Source organism: Nocardia nepalensis, assembly GCF_048910785.1.
Taxonomy (GTDB): domain Bacteria; phylum Actinomycetota; class Actinomycetes; order Mycobacteriales; family Mycobacteriaceae; genus Nocardia; species Nocardia nepalensis.
Genome location: NZ_JBKBET010000004.1, coordinates 3293 through 21069, shown reverse-complemented (window position 1 = coordinate 21069; position 17777 = coordinate 3293). Strand labels below are relative to the sequence as shown.

The following is a 17777-nucleotide window of genomic DNA, read 5'->3' as shown; positions in this document are numbered from 1 at the left end:
GCCCTGCCGTGCGGCTATGAGGTCGAGCGTTCCGCCGCGGACCTAATGCTGGTGTGCGAAGGCGGCTTCCGCGGCGGGGAGGGCGGCGGCGCGGTCTTCGGGTACCAGGCCGATGCGGGTGCGGCGGTCGAGCAGGTCGTCGGTGGTCAGTGCGCCCTCGTGGCTGATGGCGAAGGCGAATTCGGCTGCGGTGACGTCGATTCCGGGCGCGACGTGTTCGGCGAGAGCGGGGTTCCGGTCGGCCGACGCGAGCACCGCCGCCGACTCGCTGCCGAAGCGTTCGACCAGCAGCGGTGGGGCCGCGATGCGGTCGCGGGCGGCGCCGGAGACCGCGCCTACCAACGGAAGTCGCTTGGTTCGGCACGGCCCCGCGGTGAGGTTGCCGTGGGCGACGGCCGCGTCGACGGCATCCTGGGCCATCTGGCGGTAGGTGGTGAGTTTGCCGCCGACAATGGTGATGACCCCGGCGGGGGAGTGCAGGACCGCGTGCTGGCGGGAGATGTCGGCGGTGCTGTCGTCGGCCGTCTTCAGCAGCGGGCGCAGTCCGGCGTAGGTGCCGCGAATATCGTTGCGGGTCAATGGCTCTCGGAGTGCGGTGTTGATGGTGTCGAGGAGGAAGTCGATTTCGGCGTCGGTGGGTTTCGGTTCGTCGGGAACCGGGCCGGGGGCGTCCTCATCGGTGAGGCCCAGGTATACCCGCCCGTGTGCCGCCGGGAAGGCGAAGACGAAGCGGCTGGTGCTCCCGGGCACGGGGACGGTCAGCGAAGCGGTCAGCCCGCCGAATGATTCGGCATCGAAGACCAAGTGGGTGCCGCGGCTCGGGCGCAGTTCGATGCTCGGATCGACCTGATCGGCCCAGACGCCGGTGGCATTGACGACGGTGCGGACCCGGATGGTCATGGTCTCGCCGGTCATGGTGTCGCGGAGGGTGGCCGAATTCCCGGTCACGTCAAGGGCTTCCACACGGGTGAGGATGGTCGCGCCGTGCCCGGCCGCGGTGCGGGCCAATGCCACCACCAGCCGCGCGTCGTCCACCAGCTGCCCGTCCCAGGCCTGCAGGCCACCGCGCAGTCCATCGCGGCGCACGGTCGGCGCCAGCCGCAGCGCCTCGGCGGTGGCGACTCGGCGGGAACGGGGAAGTGTCGCAGGCGAAGTGCCCGCGCTGCGCCGTAGCACATCACCCGCGACGAATCCGGCGCGGATCAACATGCGTTGTGCCACACCGATTTCCGGAAGCAGCGGAACCAATTGCGGCAACGGCCGCACCAGGTGCGGTGCCGTGGTGTTGATCAGAATCCCACGCTCGACAGCGCTTTCGTGCGCGATGCCGACCTGCCCGCTGGCCAGATACCGCAACCCACCGTGCACCAGCTTCGAACTCCAGCGGCTCGTGCCGAATGCCAGGTCGTGCCGCTCCACCAGCACCGTCCGCAGCCCGCGAGACGCGGCGTCGAGCGCGGCACCCACACCGGTTACACCGCCGCCGATGACCAGTACATCGATATCGACACCCTCGCCGAGCACCTGCAGCTCACGCGCGCGGCGTGCGGCGTTCAGTGCGGAAGTCCCGAGACCGCCGGCCGAATTCACAGTCATCACAAACCCTTTCCGGTGGCGGACGGGCCGCCGAGGTAGCCGTCGATCGCGCGGGTCAATTCCGCATCCAGCGCCGCTCCGGACAGGAGCGGAGCGACCGTACCCGCCGACTGCACCGCCGATTGCGCGATCAGCAGCAGCATCGTCGCCATCTGTTCGGGCTCGCCCTGGCGAATGGAGCCGTCCTGCTGGCCCGCCCGGATGCCCGCGGTGAACAGGTCGATCAGGGCGCGTTGGTTGCGGCCGAGGCGGCCGAATACGTAGGTGAGCATCAGGTCGGTGTCGGTGCGGAAGATCTTGCCGAACAATGGATTCGAGCGAATCGTCGCGGCGCCCGCGACCACGCCCTCGACCAGCCGGGTGCGCGCATTGCCCGTGGTCGGCGTGGTGGCGGCGACGATCGCGCGCAGTTCGCGCACCAGCAATTCGGCCACCAGCGATCCGGTATCGGGCCAGCGGCGGTAGACAGTCGGTCTGCTCACTCCGGCGCGTCGGGCCACCTCGGTGAGGGTGGTGCGGCGGACTCCGAACTCCTCCACGCAGGCCCGGGCCGCGTCCAGGATCGCGAGATCGGTTGCCGAGAGCGCGTCATCGGGGGCGGACTCTGCGGGGGCAGTCATCGAGTGTCACCACCGGGTGTCGGCGGCACCGTCGTGGAGGTGCCGGAAGTGGACATCTGTTCGTTACTGCTTGACAGTCTATGTCAAACTGTAACGCATGGTCGAGATGCAGCACACCGACAACGCCGGGCCGGCCTCGAATGGGGCGGCCGTCGCAAACCCGGGCGCGCCGGAGCATGCGGCGAGTATGGTTTGGGACGCCTGGGGCATACCCGCCGGACATAAGCCGCTCTCGGCTTCGATCCGGACCCTGCTGACGCAGGTATTCGGAGTGTCCGGTGACCCGGTGGCGCGCCGCGATGAGGGCGATGTGCCGCTACGCGAGTCGACGTTGACGCCGACTCAACGGGACGGGTTGATCGCGGTGGTCGGCGTGGGCAGCATTTCGGTCGACCACCACGATCGTTTGCGACACGCGGGCGGCAAGAGCACCCCCGATCTGCTGCGCCGCCGCAGCGACGGTCCACAGGACGCACCCGACGCCATAGTCTTCCCCGCCGATCATGAGCAGGTGCTCGCCGTGCTGAACTTCTGCGCGGATAACGCCATCGCGGTGGTGCCCTTCGGTGGCGGTACCAGTGTGGTCGGCGGCGTCGACCCGGTCCGCGGTCGCTTCGACACCGTCATCGCGCTGGATCTGCGCCGCCTCGACGGCATTTCGGACATCGACCCGATCAGCGGCACCGCCACCCTCGGCGCCGGACTCACCGGCCCCGAGGCCGAGGGACTGCTCGCCGCCCATGGTCTTTCGCTCGGCCACTTCCCACAGAGCTTCGAATTCGCCAGCATCGGCGGCTTCGCCGCCACCCGGTCCTCCGGTCAGGCCTCGGCGGGCTACGGTCGCTTCGACGACATGGTCCAGCGCCTCAGGATCGCCACGCCCAGCGGCACCATCGAACTCGGTCGTGCCCCCGCCTCCGCCGCGGGCCCGGACCTGCGTGAGTTGTTCGTCGGTTCGGAGGGTGCGCTCGGTGTGATCACCGCGGTGACGCTGCGGGTGCATCCGGTGCCGGAAACCATTGGCTACCAAGCCTGGTCGTTCCCCGACTTCGAAACCGGCGCCGCCGCACTGCGTTCGGTGGTGCAGGCCGGTGCCGCACCGACGGTGTTCCGCCTGTCCGATGAGGTCGAGACCGGCATCAACCTGGCCCGCTCCGCCGATATCGGCGGCGAGCCGGTCGCGGGTTGCCTGGCCATCACCACGTACGAAGGCACCGAGGCGCATGTCGCGGCCCGCCGCGCCGAGGCGGGCGCGCTGCTCGTCGCGGCGGGCGGAACTGCGCTGGGACCGACCCCGGCCCGGGAATGGGAGCATGGTCGATTCGCCGCGCCCTATATGCGCGATGCCCTGCTGGACGTCGGCGTGCTATGCGAGACCCTGGAGACCGCCACGACCTGGTCGAATCTGGCCAACCTGAAGGCGAAGGTCACTGCGGCCCTGACGGATTCGCTCGCCGGACAGGGCACCCCGCCGCTGGTGATGTGCCATATCTCGCACACCTACCCGACGGGCGCGTCGCTGTACTTCACCGTCATCGCCAAGCAACTCGACGATCCGATCGCCCAATGGCACATTGCGAAACGGGCGGTCGGTGATGCGATCGTGGGCGCGGGCGGCACCATCACCCACCATCACGCGGTCGGCACCGATCACCGCCCGTGGATTCCCGACGAGATCGGCGATCTCGGCGTGCGCGTACTGCGCGCGGTGAAGCGGGAATTGGACCCCGCGGGCATCCTCAACCCTGGAAAGCTGGTCCCGTGACACAGGATTCGCCCCGTCCGGTGCGCGCGGTCACCGTGGTGACCAATCCGCAGTCCGGCGTCGGAAAGGGCCGCGATGTGGCCGCCGCCGTGCTGGCCCGCTTCGCCGCACGCGACGTCGAAGTCACCGAGGTGCGTGCACCGTCGGCCGCCGAATCGGTTCGCCTGGTGCGCGATTCGATCGCGGGCAGCAACCCGCCGGACGCGGTGGTCTGCATCGGTGGTGATGGTTTGATGAACGTGGTGCTGGAGGCCATCGCGCAAACCGGCGTGCCGCTCGGCCTTGTCCCGGCGGGCACCGGCAATGACCTCGCGCGCGAAATCGGTGTGCCCACCGACGATCCCGTCGCCGCCGCGGACCTGGTGCTCGGCGGCCGGACCCGCACCATCGACCTGGGCCGGATCGAATCGCCGACCCCGGGATACCCGCCAAAGTGGTTCGCCACCGTCACCGGTACCGGATTCGACGCGCGAGTCACCTTGCGCGCCAACGATATGCGCTGGCCCAAGGGGCCACTGCGCTACACCTTCGCCGCGCTGGCCGAGATCTCGGGACGCTTCAGCGTGCCCTATCGGATCGAGCTGTCCGGCATCGCGCCCGGCGCGCTCGACAATCCGGACTCCGACACCGTGATCGAGACCGACGCGGTCCTGGTCGCGATCGGCAATACCCGCACCTACGGCGGCGGCATGCTGATCTGTCCGGACGCGGTGATGGATGACGGTTTGCTGGATCTCACTGTGGTCGGCGCGGTTTCGCGACGGGATATGCTCCGCCTGCTGCCCGCCTTATCGGCGGGTAAGCGGATCGATCATCCGAAATCCAAGCAATACCGCGTCGCGCAGGTCACCCTCACCGCCCCCGGCGCGCCCGCGACCGCCGACGGCGAGCCCGCTGGCACACTCCCGGTCACCTTGCGCGCGGTGCCCGGCGCACTGACCGTGCTGGTCCCGTGATCACGAATCGCACACCGAAGCCCGGGCTCGAGCCGCGAAGCTGACGCCGCTCAGCCGGTCGATGATGTGACCGGGCCGGTCGACGATGTGACCCGGCCGGTCGATGACGCGGCCCGGCCGGTCGATCACGCAACTCAGGCGGTCGATGACGCGACCTGTCAGCTTGATGACGCGACTCAGGTGGTCGATGAGGCGACATGGCCGGTCGATGAGGCGGCCCGGCCGCCGATGACGGACTTGGCGGGTCGATCACGCAACTCAGGCGGTAGGTGATGTGACCCCGCCGGTCGATAACGCGACTCAGGTGGTCGATCACGCGGCCCAGCTGGTCAATGAAGCGACATGGCCGGTCGATGAGGCAGCTCGGCTGGTGGATAACGCTGCTCAGGCGGTCGATAACGTGACCCGGCCCGTCGATGACGCGGTTCAGGTGGTCGATGACGCGACTCAGCCGGCCGATGACGCGGTTCAGGTGGTCGATGACGCGGTTCAGGTGGTCGATGACGCGGCCTGGCTGGTCGATGACGCGACTCAGTCGGTCGACGTTGGTCCGAGCGACGAATCACCATCGACGTGGACATGGGACGAGGTGGATTCCCAGCGCCGAGGCCGCGCATGATGCGATCCCGCGACGGCAATCCAGCGTGAGGAAGCACGATTTGATCCGCCACTCGCGCACCACCGACCGGCGCACACCACACCGAAGGGCGCATCGCGCAGAGCTTTTCCCGATGGCGCAGACTCCAGTTCCAGCAGTTGCGCAATGAAGGCGTCAAGAAGCTGAGAATTACTTGTGGATTCCGAGTTCGGGCCGTTTTGGGCGGTAAGCTCTCCAGGTGTAGGCGGAGTGTTCGGTGTCCCTCATCCACCGAAGACTCCGCCTTTTTCTATGCCCTGGCCCTTTTAGGAGCTCAGCGGGCATCACCACTAGAATGCCGGGGTGACCAGCACAGCCTCTGACAACCCGCGTAATCGTGCCGATGCCCTCCCCAAGAGCTGGAATCCCAGCGACGCGGAGGCCGAGATGTACGAGCGCTGGGTAGCGGCTGGTTACTTCGCCGCCGACACCGCCAGTGCCAAGCCCGGTTACTCCATCGTGCTGCCACCGCCGAACGTCACCGGCAGCCTGCACATGGGCCACGCGCTCGACCACACCCTGATGGACACCCTCTCGCGCCGCAAGCGCATGCAGGGTTATGAGGTGCTGTGGCTGCCCGGCATGGACCACGCGGGCATTGCCACCCAGACCATCGTGGAGAAGCAGCTCGCGGTCGACGGCAAGACCAAGGAAGACTTCGGCCGCGAACTGTTCATCGACAAGGTCTGGGACTGGAAGCGCGAATCCGGCGGCTCGATCCAGTGGCAGATGCGCGCGCTCGGCGACGGCGTCGACTGGAGCCGCGACCGCTTCACCATGGACGACGGGCTCTCGCGCGCCGTGCAGACCATCTTCAAGCGGCTCTACGACGCCGGCCTGATCTACCGCGCCGAGCGCCTGGTCAACTGGTCGCCGGAACTGCGCACCGCCATCTCCGATATCGAGGTCAAATTCGAGGACGTCGAAGGTGAGTTGGTGTCGCTGCGCTACGGCTCGCTGCAGGACGACGAGCCGCATGTGATCGTGGCCACCACTCGGGTGGAAACCATGCTCGGCGATACCGCGGTGGCGGTGCACCCGGAGGATCCGCGCTATCAGGATCTGATCGGCACCACCCTCGAGCACCCGATCACCGGTCGCCGGATCCCGATCATCGCCGACGATTACGTCGACCCCGAATTCGGCACCGGCGCAGTGAAGATCACGCCCGCGCACGACCCGAACGACTTCGAGATGGGTCTGCGGCACAACCTGCCCATGCCCAACATCATGGACGAGCGCGCCCGGATCACCGGCACCGGAACCGAATTCGACGGTATGGACCGGTTCGAGGCGCGGGTCAAGGTGCGCGAGCGGCTCGCCAGCGAGGGCCGGATCGTCGCCGAGAAGCGGCCTTACCTGCACAGCGTCGGACATTCCGAGCGCAGCGGCGAGGCGATCGAGCCGCGGCTGTCGATGCAGTGGTGGGTCAAGGTGGAATCGCTGGCCAAGGCCGCCGGTGACGCGGTTCGCAACGGCGACACCGTGATTCACCCGGCCAGCCAGGAGCCGCGCTGGTTCGAATGGGTCGACAATATGCACGACTGGTGCATCTCCCGGCAGCTGTGGTGGGGTCACCGCATCCCGATCTGGTACGGCCCCGAGGGTGAGGTCGCCTGCGTCGGACCGGACGAGACCGCGCCCGAGGGCTGGGTGCAGGACCCGGACGTGCTCGACACCTGGTTCTCCTCGGGCCTGTGGCCGTTCTCCACCATGGGCTGGCCGGACTCCACCGAAGAACTCCAGAAGTTCTATCCCACAAGCGTTCTCGTCACCGGCTACGACATCCTGTTCTTCTGGGTGGCCCGGATGATGATGTTCGGCACCTTCGTCTCCGACGATCACGTGCTCACCGCGGGCAAGGGCGGCGCGAAGCAGGTGCCGTTCAAGGATGTCTTCCTGCACGGCCTGATTCGCGATCAGTACGGCAAGAAGATGTCGAAGTCGCGCGGCAACGGCATCGACCCGCTGGACTGGATCAACTCCTACGGCGCGGACGCGCTGCGCTTCACCCTGGCCCGCGGCGCACAGCCCGGTGGTGACCTCTCGGTCGGCGAATCGCACGCACTGGCCTCGCGCAGCTTTGTGACAAAGCTGTTCAACGCAACCAAGTTCGCGCTCATGAACGGTGCCAAGCCGGGCACGCTGCCCGAGCGCGCCGAACTCACCGACGCCGACCGCTGGATCATCGATCGGCTCGAACAGGTTCGCGCCGAGGTGGATTCGGCATTCGACGCCTACGAGTTCGGTAAGGCCTGCGAGGCGCTGTACCACTTCGCGTGGGACGAACTGTGCGACTGGTACCTGGAACTGTCCAAGGTGCAGTTCGCGGCCGATAGTTCGCGTGCCGAATCGACCAGCATCGTGCTCGGCAATGTGCTCGACGCGGTGCTGCGGCTGCTGCACCCGGTCATCCCGTTCGTCACCGAATCGCTGTGGCGGGCACTGACCGGCGGGGAATCGGTCGTCATCGCCGCCTGGCCCGAGGCCACCGGTGTGGCCACGGATGACACCGCCGCGCAACGGGTTTCGGACGCGCAGCGGTTGATCACCGAGATCCGCCGGTTCCGCAGCGACCAGGGGCTGGCCGATAAGCAGAAGGTGGCGGCCAAGCTGATCGGCCTGGACACCGCCGGCCTCACCGAACTGCACGATTCGGTGGCCAATCTGGCCCGGCTCACCGAGCCCGGCGCCGATTTCGCCGCGACCGCCTCGGTCGAGGTCCGGCTGAGCGGATCGACGGTGACGGTGGAACTCGACACCTCCGGCGCGGTCGACCTGGTCGCCGAACGCCGCCGCCTGGAAAAGGACCTCGCCGCGGCCGAGAAGGAATTGGCCACCACGGCAGCCAAACTCGGCAACGAGGCCTTCCTGGCCAAGGCGCCGGATCAGGTGGTCGACAAGATCAAGGGACGTCGCGATGTCGCCGAGGCCGAGGTGGCCCGCATCGGTGCCCGGCTCGCGGAATTGAGCGGAAAATGAACGCCGAACCCGAGCCGCAGTACACCGACGACGAGCATCCCAACCGGCGGCTCGGCTCCGGGCCGTCCCCGGTGGATCTGGCCGAAATGGCGCTGGTCGAGGCGGAATTGGATCGGCGCTGGCCGGAGACCAAGATCGAGCCCTCGCTCACCCGCATCGCCGCGCTGATGGATCTGCTCGGTTCACCCCAGCAGAGCTATCCGGCCATCCACATCGCGGGCACCAATGGCAAGACCTCGGTGACCCGCATGATCGATGCGCTGCTCACCGCGCTGCACCGGCGCACCGGACGGGTAACCAGCCCGCATCTGCAGCTGGCCACCGAGCGGATCAGCATCGATAACGTGCCGATCACCCCGGCCAAGTACGTGGAGACCTACCGCGAACTGCAGCCGTATATCGAGATGATCGATAAGCAGTCCGCCGCTGCCGACGGTCCGGCCATGAGCAAGTTCGAGGTGCTCACCGGCATGGCCTATGCGGCCTTCGCGGAGGCGCCGGTCGACGTGGCGGTCGTCGAGACGGGCATGGGCGGCCGCTGGGACGCGACCAATGTCATCGATGGACAGGTCGCGGTGATCACCCCGATCGGCCTGGACCACACCGATTTCCTCGGCGACGATCTCGCCGCCATCGCGGCGGAGAAGGCCGGAATCATCAAGCGCGCGCCGGAGAGCCTGATACCGCGCGATACCGTCGCCATCATCGCCGAGCAGGAACCGGCGGCCATGGAGGTGCTGCTGCGCCGGGCGGTCGAGGTCGATGCCGCGGTGGCGCGCGAGGGCTCGGAGTTCCGGGTTCTGGCCCGCCAGATCGCGGTCGGCGGCCAGCAGCTCGAATTGCAGGGCCTCGGCGGGGTCTACGACGAGATCTTCCTGCCGCTGCACGGTGAGCACCAGGCCCGCAATGCGGTGCTCGCGCTCGCGGCGGTGGAGGCGTTCTTCGGTGCCGGCGCCGATCGGCGGCTCGATCTGGAGGCGGTGCGTGCGGGTTTCGCGAGCGTGACCAGTCCGGGCCGGATGGAGCGCATGCGCAACGCCCCGACCATTTTCATCGACGCCGCGCACAATCCGGCGGGCGCGCAGGCGCTGGCCGCGACGCTCACCGCGGAATTCGACTTCCGCAAGCTGGTCGGCGTCGTCGCGGTGCTCGGTGACAAGGATGCGGCGGGCATTCTGGAGGCGCTGGAGCCGGTGCTCGACGAGATCGTGGTCACCACCAATGGTTCGCCGCGCGCCATGGATATCGAACGCCTCGCCGACCTGGCCGTGCAGCGCTTCGGCGACGAACGGGTGGTCACCGCCGAAACCCTGCCCGACGCACTGGAAACGGCCATCGCCATCGCCGAGGAGGTCGGCGACTCGGGCGAAATGGTTTCCGGCGCAGGCGTCGTGGTGACCGGATCGGTCGTCACCGCGGGTGCGGCGCGCGCCTTGTTCGGCAAGGACCCGGCATGAGGCGGCAGCGTGTGTAACCACGGAGGGCCCCGCGAATGCCGCAATGAACGCAGCGTGAGCTGTGCCGTCCGGATGCGGCAGCATGGGTAAGCAGGTGGGGCCCGCGAATGCCGAGAAGGAGACAGCGTGACTGAGGCAACCGGCGACGCCGCCGAGCCCGAGCGGACCGACGGCGAGCCAAAGGTCCCCCCGCCCGCCACCGATCCGTGGAAGGGCCTGCGGGGCGTCATGGCGGGCGCGCTGATCCTCGAAGCGATCACGGTACTGCTCGCGCTGCCCGTCGTCGCGTCCGTGGGCGGGGGAGTCGGCTGGTTCTCCGGCAGCTATCTGGTGATCCTCGCGCTGGTGATGATCCTCGGCGCCGGACTCCAACGCCGCCCGTGGGCCATCCCGTTCAACCTGGCCCTGCAGGTGCTGCTGATCCTCGGCGTCTTCGTGCACATCTCCATCGGTGTGATGGGCGTCTTCTTCGCCGTGGTGTGGGGCTTCATCCTGGTCCTGCGCGCCGACGTCAAGCGTCGGATGGAGCTCGGCCTGCTGCCCAGCCAGCGTTAGCGACTGCTTGCAGGTCGCTCGAAAGGGTCAGCGTCCAGGGCTCTTCATAGCTCCGGTTCGGTAACCCGGGGTACCGCCTATTAGGCTGTGCGCCGTGACTGAGCAGACGTTGGTACTCATCAAGCCGGACGGTGTGGCCCGTGGCCTCGTCGGTGAGGTGCTGGCCCGGATCGAGCGCAAGGGGCTGAAGATCGCCGCCCTGGAGCTGAAGCAGGTATCCGAAGAGCTGGCGCGCGGCCACTACGCCGAGCACGCCGAGAAGCCGTTCTTCGGTTCCTTGATCGAGTTCATCACCTCCGGCCCGGTCGTCGCGGCCATCCTGGAGGGCCCGCGCGCCATCGCGGCGTTCCGTCAGATCGCCGGTGGCACCGATCCGGTCGAGAAGGCCGTTCCCGGCAGCATTCGCGGTGACTTCGCGCTGGAGACCCAGGAGAACCTGGTGCACGGCTCCGATTCGCCGGAATCGGCCAAGCGGGAAATCGCGCTCTGGTTCCCCGAGTTCCCCGCCTGATCCGACTCAGAGGCGTGAGCTGCGCGAACCGCTAGCACACCGGCGTCGCCGCAAGACTGAGCCGAGCGTCGGCCAGGCGCTGGGCGTGAGCTGCGCGAACCGACAATGCAGCCGGCGTCGCCGCTGGACGGAGCCGAGCGCAGCGAGGCGTAGTCGTGCGGCGATGGCAAGACGTCACCGCACGATGTGGGATACTGGCATTGGTTATCGACGATGCCGAGTGTTCGCGCAGGTACGCGCGACGATCGGTGCCGGACGGTAACCGGATGACACTGCGGTTCGATGCCGATCATCGCTGCTACGAACAACTGGCCCGTTGCTGGGGCCGGAGGTTCGCGTCGGCACGCTGGATGAGCGCTCGCGCCGTGGAGTTCAGCCAACAGCCAGGCGCCGCGTGACCAGTTAGCCCGACAGACGAAAACCATGGTGTTAACCGGGCATGCGGGGCGAGACCACTTGACCTTGCGCCAACCGCGTGAGGTGAACGGACAGTGCCCCCGCGTCGGCCGCGTCACTCCTGCCAGGAGGGACGCGCCCGGGGACCCGAGGAGACTTCGTGGCCGATCAAGAGCCGCTGACAACAACATCACAGGATGCCGAACAATTGCCGGAGCGAATCCGAGTTCACGCGCTTGCCAAGCGGCTGGGAGTAACCAGCAAACGCATCCTGGCCAAGCTCGCCGAGTTGGGTGCCGATGCGCGTAGTGCGCAGTCGAACGTCGATCGAGCGGTAGCGGAATCGGTCCGCGACGCGCTCGTCACTACGGAGCCGGACGCCGTGGCGTCGCAGACTCCCGAGGTCGCGGCGGACCAACAGCCGGCTCCCGAGGAGCCCGGCCTCATCTTTTCCGCACCGGACCAGGTGATCGACCAGTCCGGATCGCTGCCATCGGGGGAACAGCCCGCGGCGCACCAGCCGTCGGTGCAGCTGTTCACCCATTCGGTTCTGCAGGAGCCGCACGTCGCGACGCCGGTGGTCTTCGAGGCCGCCGCCGCGGTCTCGGCGCCGCTGTTCCTGCCGCCGGACGCCGCGGCCGCTGAAGAGGCACGCCGCCAGCGCCGGGCCGAGCGGGAGACCCGCCGGACCGAGGAGGCGCCGGTCGAGGCGGTCGAGGCGGTCGAGGACGAGGTCGAGACCACCGAGGACGAGCAGGAATCACCCGAGCAGCAGGGCGATGCGGACCAGCCGCGGCGTCGGCGTCGCGGCCGTCGTGGTCGCGGTCGTGGTCGCGGCGAACAGCACAGCGAGTCCGATGCCGAAGGTGACGACAGCGACGTCACCGAGGAGGGCACCGAGGACGAGCAGCCCGCCGCGCGCAAGAGCGAGGGCGAGCCCGCCGAAACCGCCGAGGAATCCGAGACCGAGGACGACGAATCCGGTCTGCCGGAGGGTTCGAGCCGTCGTCGCCGTCGTCGCCGTCGCCGCAAGGTGGCTGGTGAGGGCGCCGAGGCCGAGGCCGTCTCCGAGGACGATCCACCGAACACCGTCGTGCACGAGCGCGAGCCGCGCAATAAGACCCGCGGCCGCGCCACCGTCGACGAGGTGCAGGGCATCACCGGTTCCACCCGGCTCGAGGCCAAGCGCCAGCGTCGCCGTGACGGTCGCGAGGCCGGCCGCCGCCGCCCGCCGATCCTGACCGAGTCGGAATTCCTGGCCCGCCGCGAGGCTGTGGACCGGGTGATGGTGGTGCGCGAGAAGACCTTCCCCGAACACCCGACCGCAACCCAGGTCGCGGTGCTCGAGGACAACATTCTGGTCGAGCACTTCGTCACCAACACCGGCTCCGCGTCGATGGTCGGCAATGTCTACCTCGGCAAGGTGCAGAACGTGCTGCCGTCGATGGAGGCGGCGTTCGTCGATATCGGCCGCGGCCGCAACGGCGTGCTCTACGCCGGCGAGGTGAACTGGGAGGCCGCCGGACTCGGCGGCAAGGAGCGCAAGATCGAGCAGGCGCTCAAGCCCGGCGATCAGGTGCTGGTCCAGGTCTCCAAGGATCCGGTCGGGCACAAGGGCGCTCGACTGACCACTCAGATCAGCCTGGCCGGACGCTTCCTGGTCTACGTGCCGGGCGGCTCGTCCACCGGTATCAGCCGCAAGCTGCCCGATACCGAGCGCAAGCGGCTCAAGGAGGTGCTGCGCGATATCGTGCCGGCCGACGCCGGGGTGATCATCCGCACCGCGTCGGAGGGCGTCAGCGAGGCCGAACTGGCCCGCGACGTGGAGCGGCTGCAGGCGACGTGGCGCACCATCGAGAAGGCGGCCGAGGCCAAGGACAACGGCGCGCCCAAGACGCTGTACGAAGAGCCGGACCTGCTGGTCAAGGTCATCCGCGACCTGTTCAACGAGGACTTCTCCAGGCTGGTCATCGAGGGTGATCGGTCCTGGAGCACCGTCGAGAACTACATCCGCACGGTCGCACCGGACATGCTCGCCCGGGTTTCCCGGCACGAGAACAACGGCGTCGACGTGTTCGAGACCTACCGGATCGACGAACAGCTCGCCAAGGCGCTCGATCGCAAGGTGTGGCTGCCCTCGGGCGGCACCCTGGTGATCGACCGGACCGAGGCGATGACGGTCATCGACGTCAATACCGGCAAGTTCACCGGTGCGGGCGGCAGCAACCTGGAAGAGACGGTCACCCGCAACAACCTGGAGGCGGCCGAGGAGATCGTGCGCCAGATGCGGTTGCGCGATATCGGCGGCATGATCGTCGTCGACTTCATCGACATGGTGCTGGAGTCGAACCGGGATCTGGTGCTGCGCCGGCTGACCGAGGCGTTGGGCCGCGACCGCACCCGCCATCAGGTCTCCGAGGTGACCTCGCTGGGTCTGGTGCAGATGACCCGCAAGAAGCTGGGCACCGGTCTGGTCGAGGCGTTCTCGACGACCTGTGAGCATTGCCATGGTCGCGGCATCCTCGTGCACACGTATCCGGTGGAGCTCACGGCGACCGAGGAGACCGCGCGCGGCGGCCGGGAGACCGGGTCGCGGCGGCGGCGTGGCCGGGACAAGGCCGCGGCGGCCAGTGCGCCGGTGGCGGCGACTAACGGCACGGCGCAGGTTGTCGAGGCGGACGAGGCGGAGATCGCGGTCAAGCGGGCGCATCCGGTCGCGCTGGCGATGGCGGCGCATCAGTCCGAGGAGGCCGGGCACGGCGAGGACGTCGAATCGCCGGGTGCGGTTGCCACGGCCGAAGCCGAGGCTATTGCGGCCGAAGCCGCTTCGACCGAGGTCGCGGTGGCTGCGGTCGAGGAAGTCGAGGTCGCCGAGGCCGTCGCCGCGGTCGCCGAGGAAGCTGCGCAAGCGGTTGCCGAGGAAGTCGCGGAAGCTGTGCTCGAAGAGGCGCTCCAGCCCGCGTCCGACGAGGTCGTCGCGGCTGAGCCGGTCCTTGCCGGGGTTTCCAGCGATGACGAGTCCGACTCGGCCGAACCTGCCGCGGTCACCGAACCCGAGCAGCCTGTGACATCGGGCGCATCCGCGGCCTCGGCCAATGGAGTGCCCGAACCTGCGGCGCCCCATTCGACCGGCCGCAGACGCCGCGTGGCGCGCTCGGCCGCCGCACCCGCCGCCGATAGTGCGGGCGCGGTGTTCGTGCTGCCGACGGCGGATCAGGCCTCCGCAACACCCGTGGTGGATTACACGGCGGATGTGCCGGTCGTGGTGCCGACGCGCAAGCCGCGCCGGCGGGCCGTCGCTCGCCCCGCCGGACCGCCGGTGGACGACGCGAACTGATCGCCACGATCGGATCCGAACTCGGAACCCCCGCCGCACTTCGCGGCGGGGGTTCCGTCATTCGATCGCCGAGTCCCGACGGCATAGGCTGGTGTGCGGGACCGTGACCTGGTCCGGGAGCACCGGTTTGGTCGGCGTGGTATCCGTCCTGTAATCTTGGACAGTCGCTGCCCGGCGACAGCGCTCATTCGCGCTGTGTTCGTGACTCGGCTCGAAGCCGAGAGCCATCAGGTTGCTGAGGCGGCGGTGACTACCAGACCAGAGTGCTGTGGTTTCCAGCCGGAGTCATCCGGGCGGGAACACGCAGCCGCGCGAGCACGAGCCGCGCGCATTACAGGAAGAAGGGCAGCCGACCGATGGCAACGTACGCGATCGTCAAGACCGGCGGAAAGCAGTACAAGGTCGCGGTCGGTGACCTGGTGAAGGTCGAGAAGATCGAGGGTGCGCCGGGTTCGTCCGTGGCGCTGGCCCCGGTTCTCGTCGTGAACGGCGCCGAGCTGACCACCGACGCGGACAAGCTGGCCAAGGTATCGGTGGCCGCCGAGGTCGTCGAGCACACCAAGGGCCCGAAGATCCGCATCCACAAGTTCAAGAACAAGACCGGCTACCACAAGCGTCAGGGTCACCGTCAGCCGCTGACGGTCCTCAAGGTCACCGGCATCAAGTAAGCCTCCGCGCTTTCTCGAATTACTTCACAGGAGTTCAGAAATGGCACATAAGAAGGGTGCATCCAGCTCCCGCAACGGGCGCGATTCGAACGCCCAGCGACTCGGCGTCAAGCGTTTCGGTGGCCAGACCGTTTCGGCGGGCGAGATCCTGGTTCGCCAGCGTGGCACGCACTTCCACCCCGGCGTGCTCGTCGGCCGTGGCGGCGACGACACCCTGTTCGCCCTGGCGGCGGGCAAGGTCGAGTTCGGCACCAAGCGTGGACGCAAGACCGTCAACATCGTCATTCCGGAGCCGGCCGAGGCCTGACCGCCTCTTAGCCATTCCGGAAACAGCTGAGCGGGTCAGGGTGGATTCCCTGGCCCGCTTTTCGCGTTCTCGAAAGATCGCGTTCCCAAACTATGACCACCGAGGAGGATGATTCGGACATGTCCAAATTCATCGACCGTGTCGTATTGCACGTGCGTGCGGGCAAGGGTGGTCACGGCTGCGCCTCCGTGCGCCGCGAGAAGTTCATGCCGCTGGGCGGACCGGACGGCGGCAATGGCGGACGCGGCGGGGATGTGGTCCTCGAGGTCGACCCGAATGTGCACACCCTGCTGGACTTCCACTTCCATCCGCACGCCAAGGCGAGCAATGGCAAGCCGGGCGAGGGCAGCAATCGCGATGGTAAGCAGGGCACGGACCTGCTGTTGAAGGTGCCCGATGGCACCGTGGTGCTCGACGACGACGGCAAGGTGGTCGTCGACCTGGTGGGTGCGGGCAATAAGTTCATCGTGGCGCGCGGTGGACGCGGCGGGCTCGGCAATGCCGCGCTGGCCTCCAAGGCGCGCAAGGCGCCCGGTTTCGCGCTGCTCGGTGAGGACGGTGAGGAGGGCGATCTCGTCCTCGAGTTGAAGTCCGTTGCCGATGTCGGTCTGGTCGGGTACCCGTCGGCGGGTAAGTCCTCGCTGGTGTCGGTGCTCTCGGCGGCCAAGCCGAAGATCGCGGACTACCCGTTCACCACCCTGGTGCCCAATCTCGGTGTGGTCTCCAGTGGTGACACCACTTTCACCATCGCCGACGTGCCCGGTCTGATTCCCGGTGCGAGCGAGGGACGCGGGCTCGGCCTGGATTTCCTCCGGCATCTGGAGCGTTGCGCGGTGCTCGCGCACGTTGTGGATTGCGCGACGCTGGAACCGGGGCGCGATCCGGTCTCCGATGTCGATGCGCTCGAGGCCGAACTCGCGGCCTACAAACCGGCTCTGGATGCCGACACCGGGCTCGGTGATCTGGCCGATCGGCCGCGCGTGGTGATCCTGAACAAGGTCGACGTGCCCGATGCCGCAGAGTTGGCGGAGATGGTCACGACCGAATTCACCGCCCGTGGCTGGCCGGTCTTCGAAATCTCGGCGGTGAGCCGAGCGGGCCTGCGTCCCTTGACATTCGCGCTCGCCGAGATGGTCGAGCAGTATCGGGCGGCGCATCCGAAGGCCGCGCCGAAGCGTCCGGTGATCCGCCCGATCGCGGTGAACGAGACCGGTTTCAGCGTGATCGCCGATCCCGAAGAGCCCGGCGGTTTCATCGTGCGCGGCCCGCAGCCGGAGCGCTGGGTGCGCCAGACCCAGTTCGACAATGACGAGGCCGTCGGCTACCTCGCCGACCGCCTGGCCCGCCTCGGCGTCGAGGACGAACTGGTCAAACAGGGCGCCGAGCCCGGAGCCCCCGTCACCATCGGCGATGTCACCTTCGAATGGGAGCCCCAGATCTCCGCGGGCATCGATATGGTGCCCACGGGCCGCGGTACGGACATCCGCTTGGAGCAGAACGACCGGATCAGCGCCGCCGAACGCAAACACGCCTCGCGGGTGCGCCGCGGTCTGGTCAAGGACGACGAGGAATAGCGTGAACGCCGTGGGCTTGTGCTGCGCGCCGAAGTCCGGCACGGCGTTCCGACGAGCGCCGCGGTCCGGTTCGCCCGTGTGGCGAGCGTCGCGGTCCGGTTCACCCGTCCGGCGAGCGTCGGAATTCGATGGCGGTCAACGCATTCGGGGTGCAGTGCTGCTCCCGGCGGGTTCGGTTGGGCTCGCAAGTACGACCAGTTCGGCTGAATCGGCTGATGCGGTGAGGTCGGCTGGCCCGGCGGAGTCGGCGGTCCTGGTGCGGTTGGTTGGCACTGTGTCGGCTGGTCCGGCGCGGTTGGCTGGTGGAGCGGCAGTTGATCCGTCGGGGTCGGTTGGTGCGGCGTCGGCTGGCTCGGCCGAGTTGGTTGGTGCAGTGTCGGCTGGCTCGGCGGCGTCGGCTGATGCTTCGGGGTCGG

Annotated in this window: 13 protein-coding genes; 11 read left to right on the top strand and 2 right to left on the bottom strand. The window is 68.1% G+C overall.

Annotated elements, in window-relative coordinates:
* Positions 1-42 precede the first annotated feature (42 nt).
* Both ACHQ4I_RS03495 and ACHQ4I_RS03490 read right to left on the bottom strand, forming a co-directional pair.
* Positions 43-1596 (bottom strand): glycerol-3-phosphate dehydrogenase/oxidase, encoded by a 1554-nt coding sequence (locus tag ACHQ4I_RS03495; protein ID WP_420770204.1) that lies wholly within the window; start codon positions 1594-1596, stop codon positions 43-45.
* Positions 1596-2216 carry a TetR/AcrR family transcriptional regulator gene (locus ACHQ4I_RS03490; protein ID WP_420770203.1) on the bottom strand — a complete coding sequence of 207 codons (621 nt, stop codon included), beginning with the start codon at positions 2214-2216 and terminating at the stop codon, positions 1596-1598. Before ACHQ4I_RS03490 ends, ACHQ4I_RS03495 begins: the two co-directional genes overlap by 1 nt.
* A gap of 187 nt (positions 2217-2403) precedes the next feature.
* On the opposite strand from ACHQ4I_RS03490, the gene ACHQ4I_RS03485 reads away from it, so the two are divergent.
* From ACHQ4I_RS03485 to obgE, 11 genes are all read left to right on the top strand, one after another.
* A complete protein-coding gene (locus ACHQ4I_RS03485; protein WP_420770349.1) occupies positions 2404-3981 on the top strand; it encodes an FAD-binding oxidoreductase in 1578 nt (525 codons plus the stop codon).
* The gene (locus tag ACHQ4I_RS03480; protein WP_420770202.1) at positions 3978-4937 is read left to right on the top strand and encodes a YegS/Rv2252/BmrU family lipid kinase; all 960 of its coding nucleotides are present in this window, start codon (positions 3978-3980) and stop codon (positions 4935-4937) included. The genes ACHQ4I_RS03485 and ACHQ4I_RS03480 overlap by 4 nt, the downstream gene beginning before the upstream one ends.
* 274 nt (positions 4938-5211) lie before the next feature.
* The gene (locus ACHQ4I_RS03475; RefSeq protein ID WP_420770201.1) at positions 5212-5556 is read left to right on the top strand and encodes a hypothetical protein; all 345 of its coding nucleotides are present in this window, start codon (positions 5212-5214) and stop codon (positions 5554-5556) included.
* Positions 5557-5877: 321 nt separating this feature from the next.
* Positions 5878-8556, top strand: coding sequence for a valine--tRNA ligase (locus tag ACHQ4I_RS03470; RefSeq protein WP_420770200.1), 2679 nt, complete (start codon positions 5878-5880; stop codon positions 8554-8556).
* A complete protein-coding gene (gene folC / locus ACHQ4I_RS03465) occupies positions 8553-10013 on the top strand; it encodes a bifunctional tetrahydrofolate synthase/dihydrofolate synthase (protein ID WP_420770199.1) in 1461 nt (486 codons plus the stop codon). Before ACHQ4I_RS03470 ends, folC begins: the two co-directional genes overlap by 4 nt.
* A 228-nt stretch (positions 10014-10241) precedes the next feature.
* On the top strand, positions 10242-10568 hold the full coding sequence (locus ACHQ4I_RS03460) for a DUF4233 domain-containing protein (RefSeq protein WP_420770348.1): 327 nt from the start codon (positions 10242-10244) through the stop codon (positions 10566-10568).
* Positions 10569-10662: 94 nt separating this feature from the next.
* Positions 10663-11079: a nucleoside-diphosphate kinase gene (gene ndk / locus ACHQ4I_RS03455; RefSeq protein WP_420770198.1), complete on the top strand. Its 417-nt coding sequence runs from the start codon at positions 10663-10665 to the stop codon at positions 11077-11079.
* A gap of 556 nt (positions 11080-11635) precedes the next feature.
* Positions 11636-14812 (top strand): translation initiation factor IF-2 N-terminal domain-containing protein, encoded by a 3177-nt coding sequence (locus ACHQ4I_RS03450; RefSeq protein ID WP_420770197.1) that lies wholly within the window; start codon positions 11636-11638, stop codon positions 14810-14812.
* Between the two features lie 356 nt (positions 14813-15168).
* A complete protein-coding gene (gene rplU / locus ACHQ4I_RS03445; protein ID WP_040687720.1) occupies positions 15169-15480 on the top strand; it encodes a 50S ribosomal protein L21 in 312 nt (103 codons plus the stop codon).
* A gap of 40 nt (positions 15481-15520) precedes the next feature.
* Positions 15521-15787, top strand: a complete 267-nt coding sequence (gene rpmA, locus ACHQ4I_RS03440) for a 50S ribosomal protein L27 (protein ID WP_420770196.1) — start codon at positions 15521-15523, stop codon at positions 15785-15787.
* Between the two features lie 119 nt (positions 15788-15906).
* A complete protein-coding gene (gene obgE / locus ACHQ4I_RS03435) occupies positions 15907-17361 on the top strand; it encodes a GTPase ObgE (protein ID WP_420770195.1) in 1455 nt (484 codons plus the stop codon).
* The last annotated feature ends 416 nt before the right edge of the window (positions 17362-17777 follow it).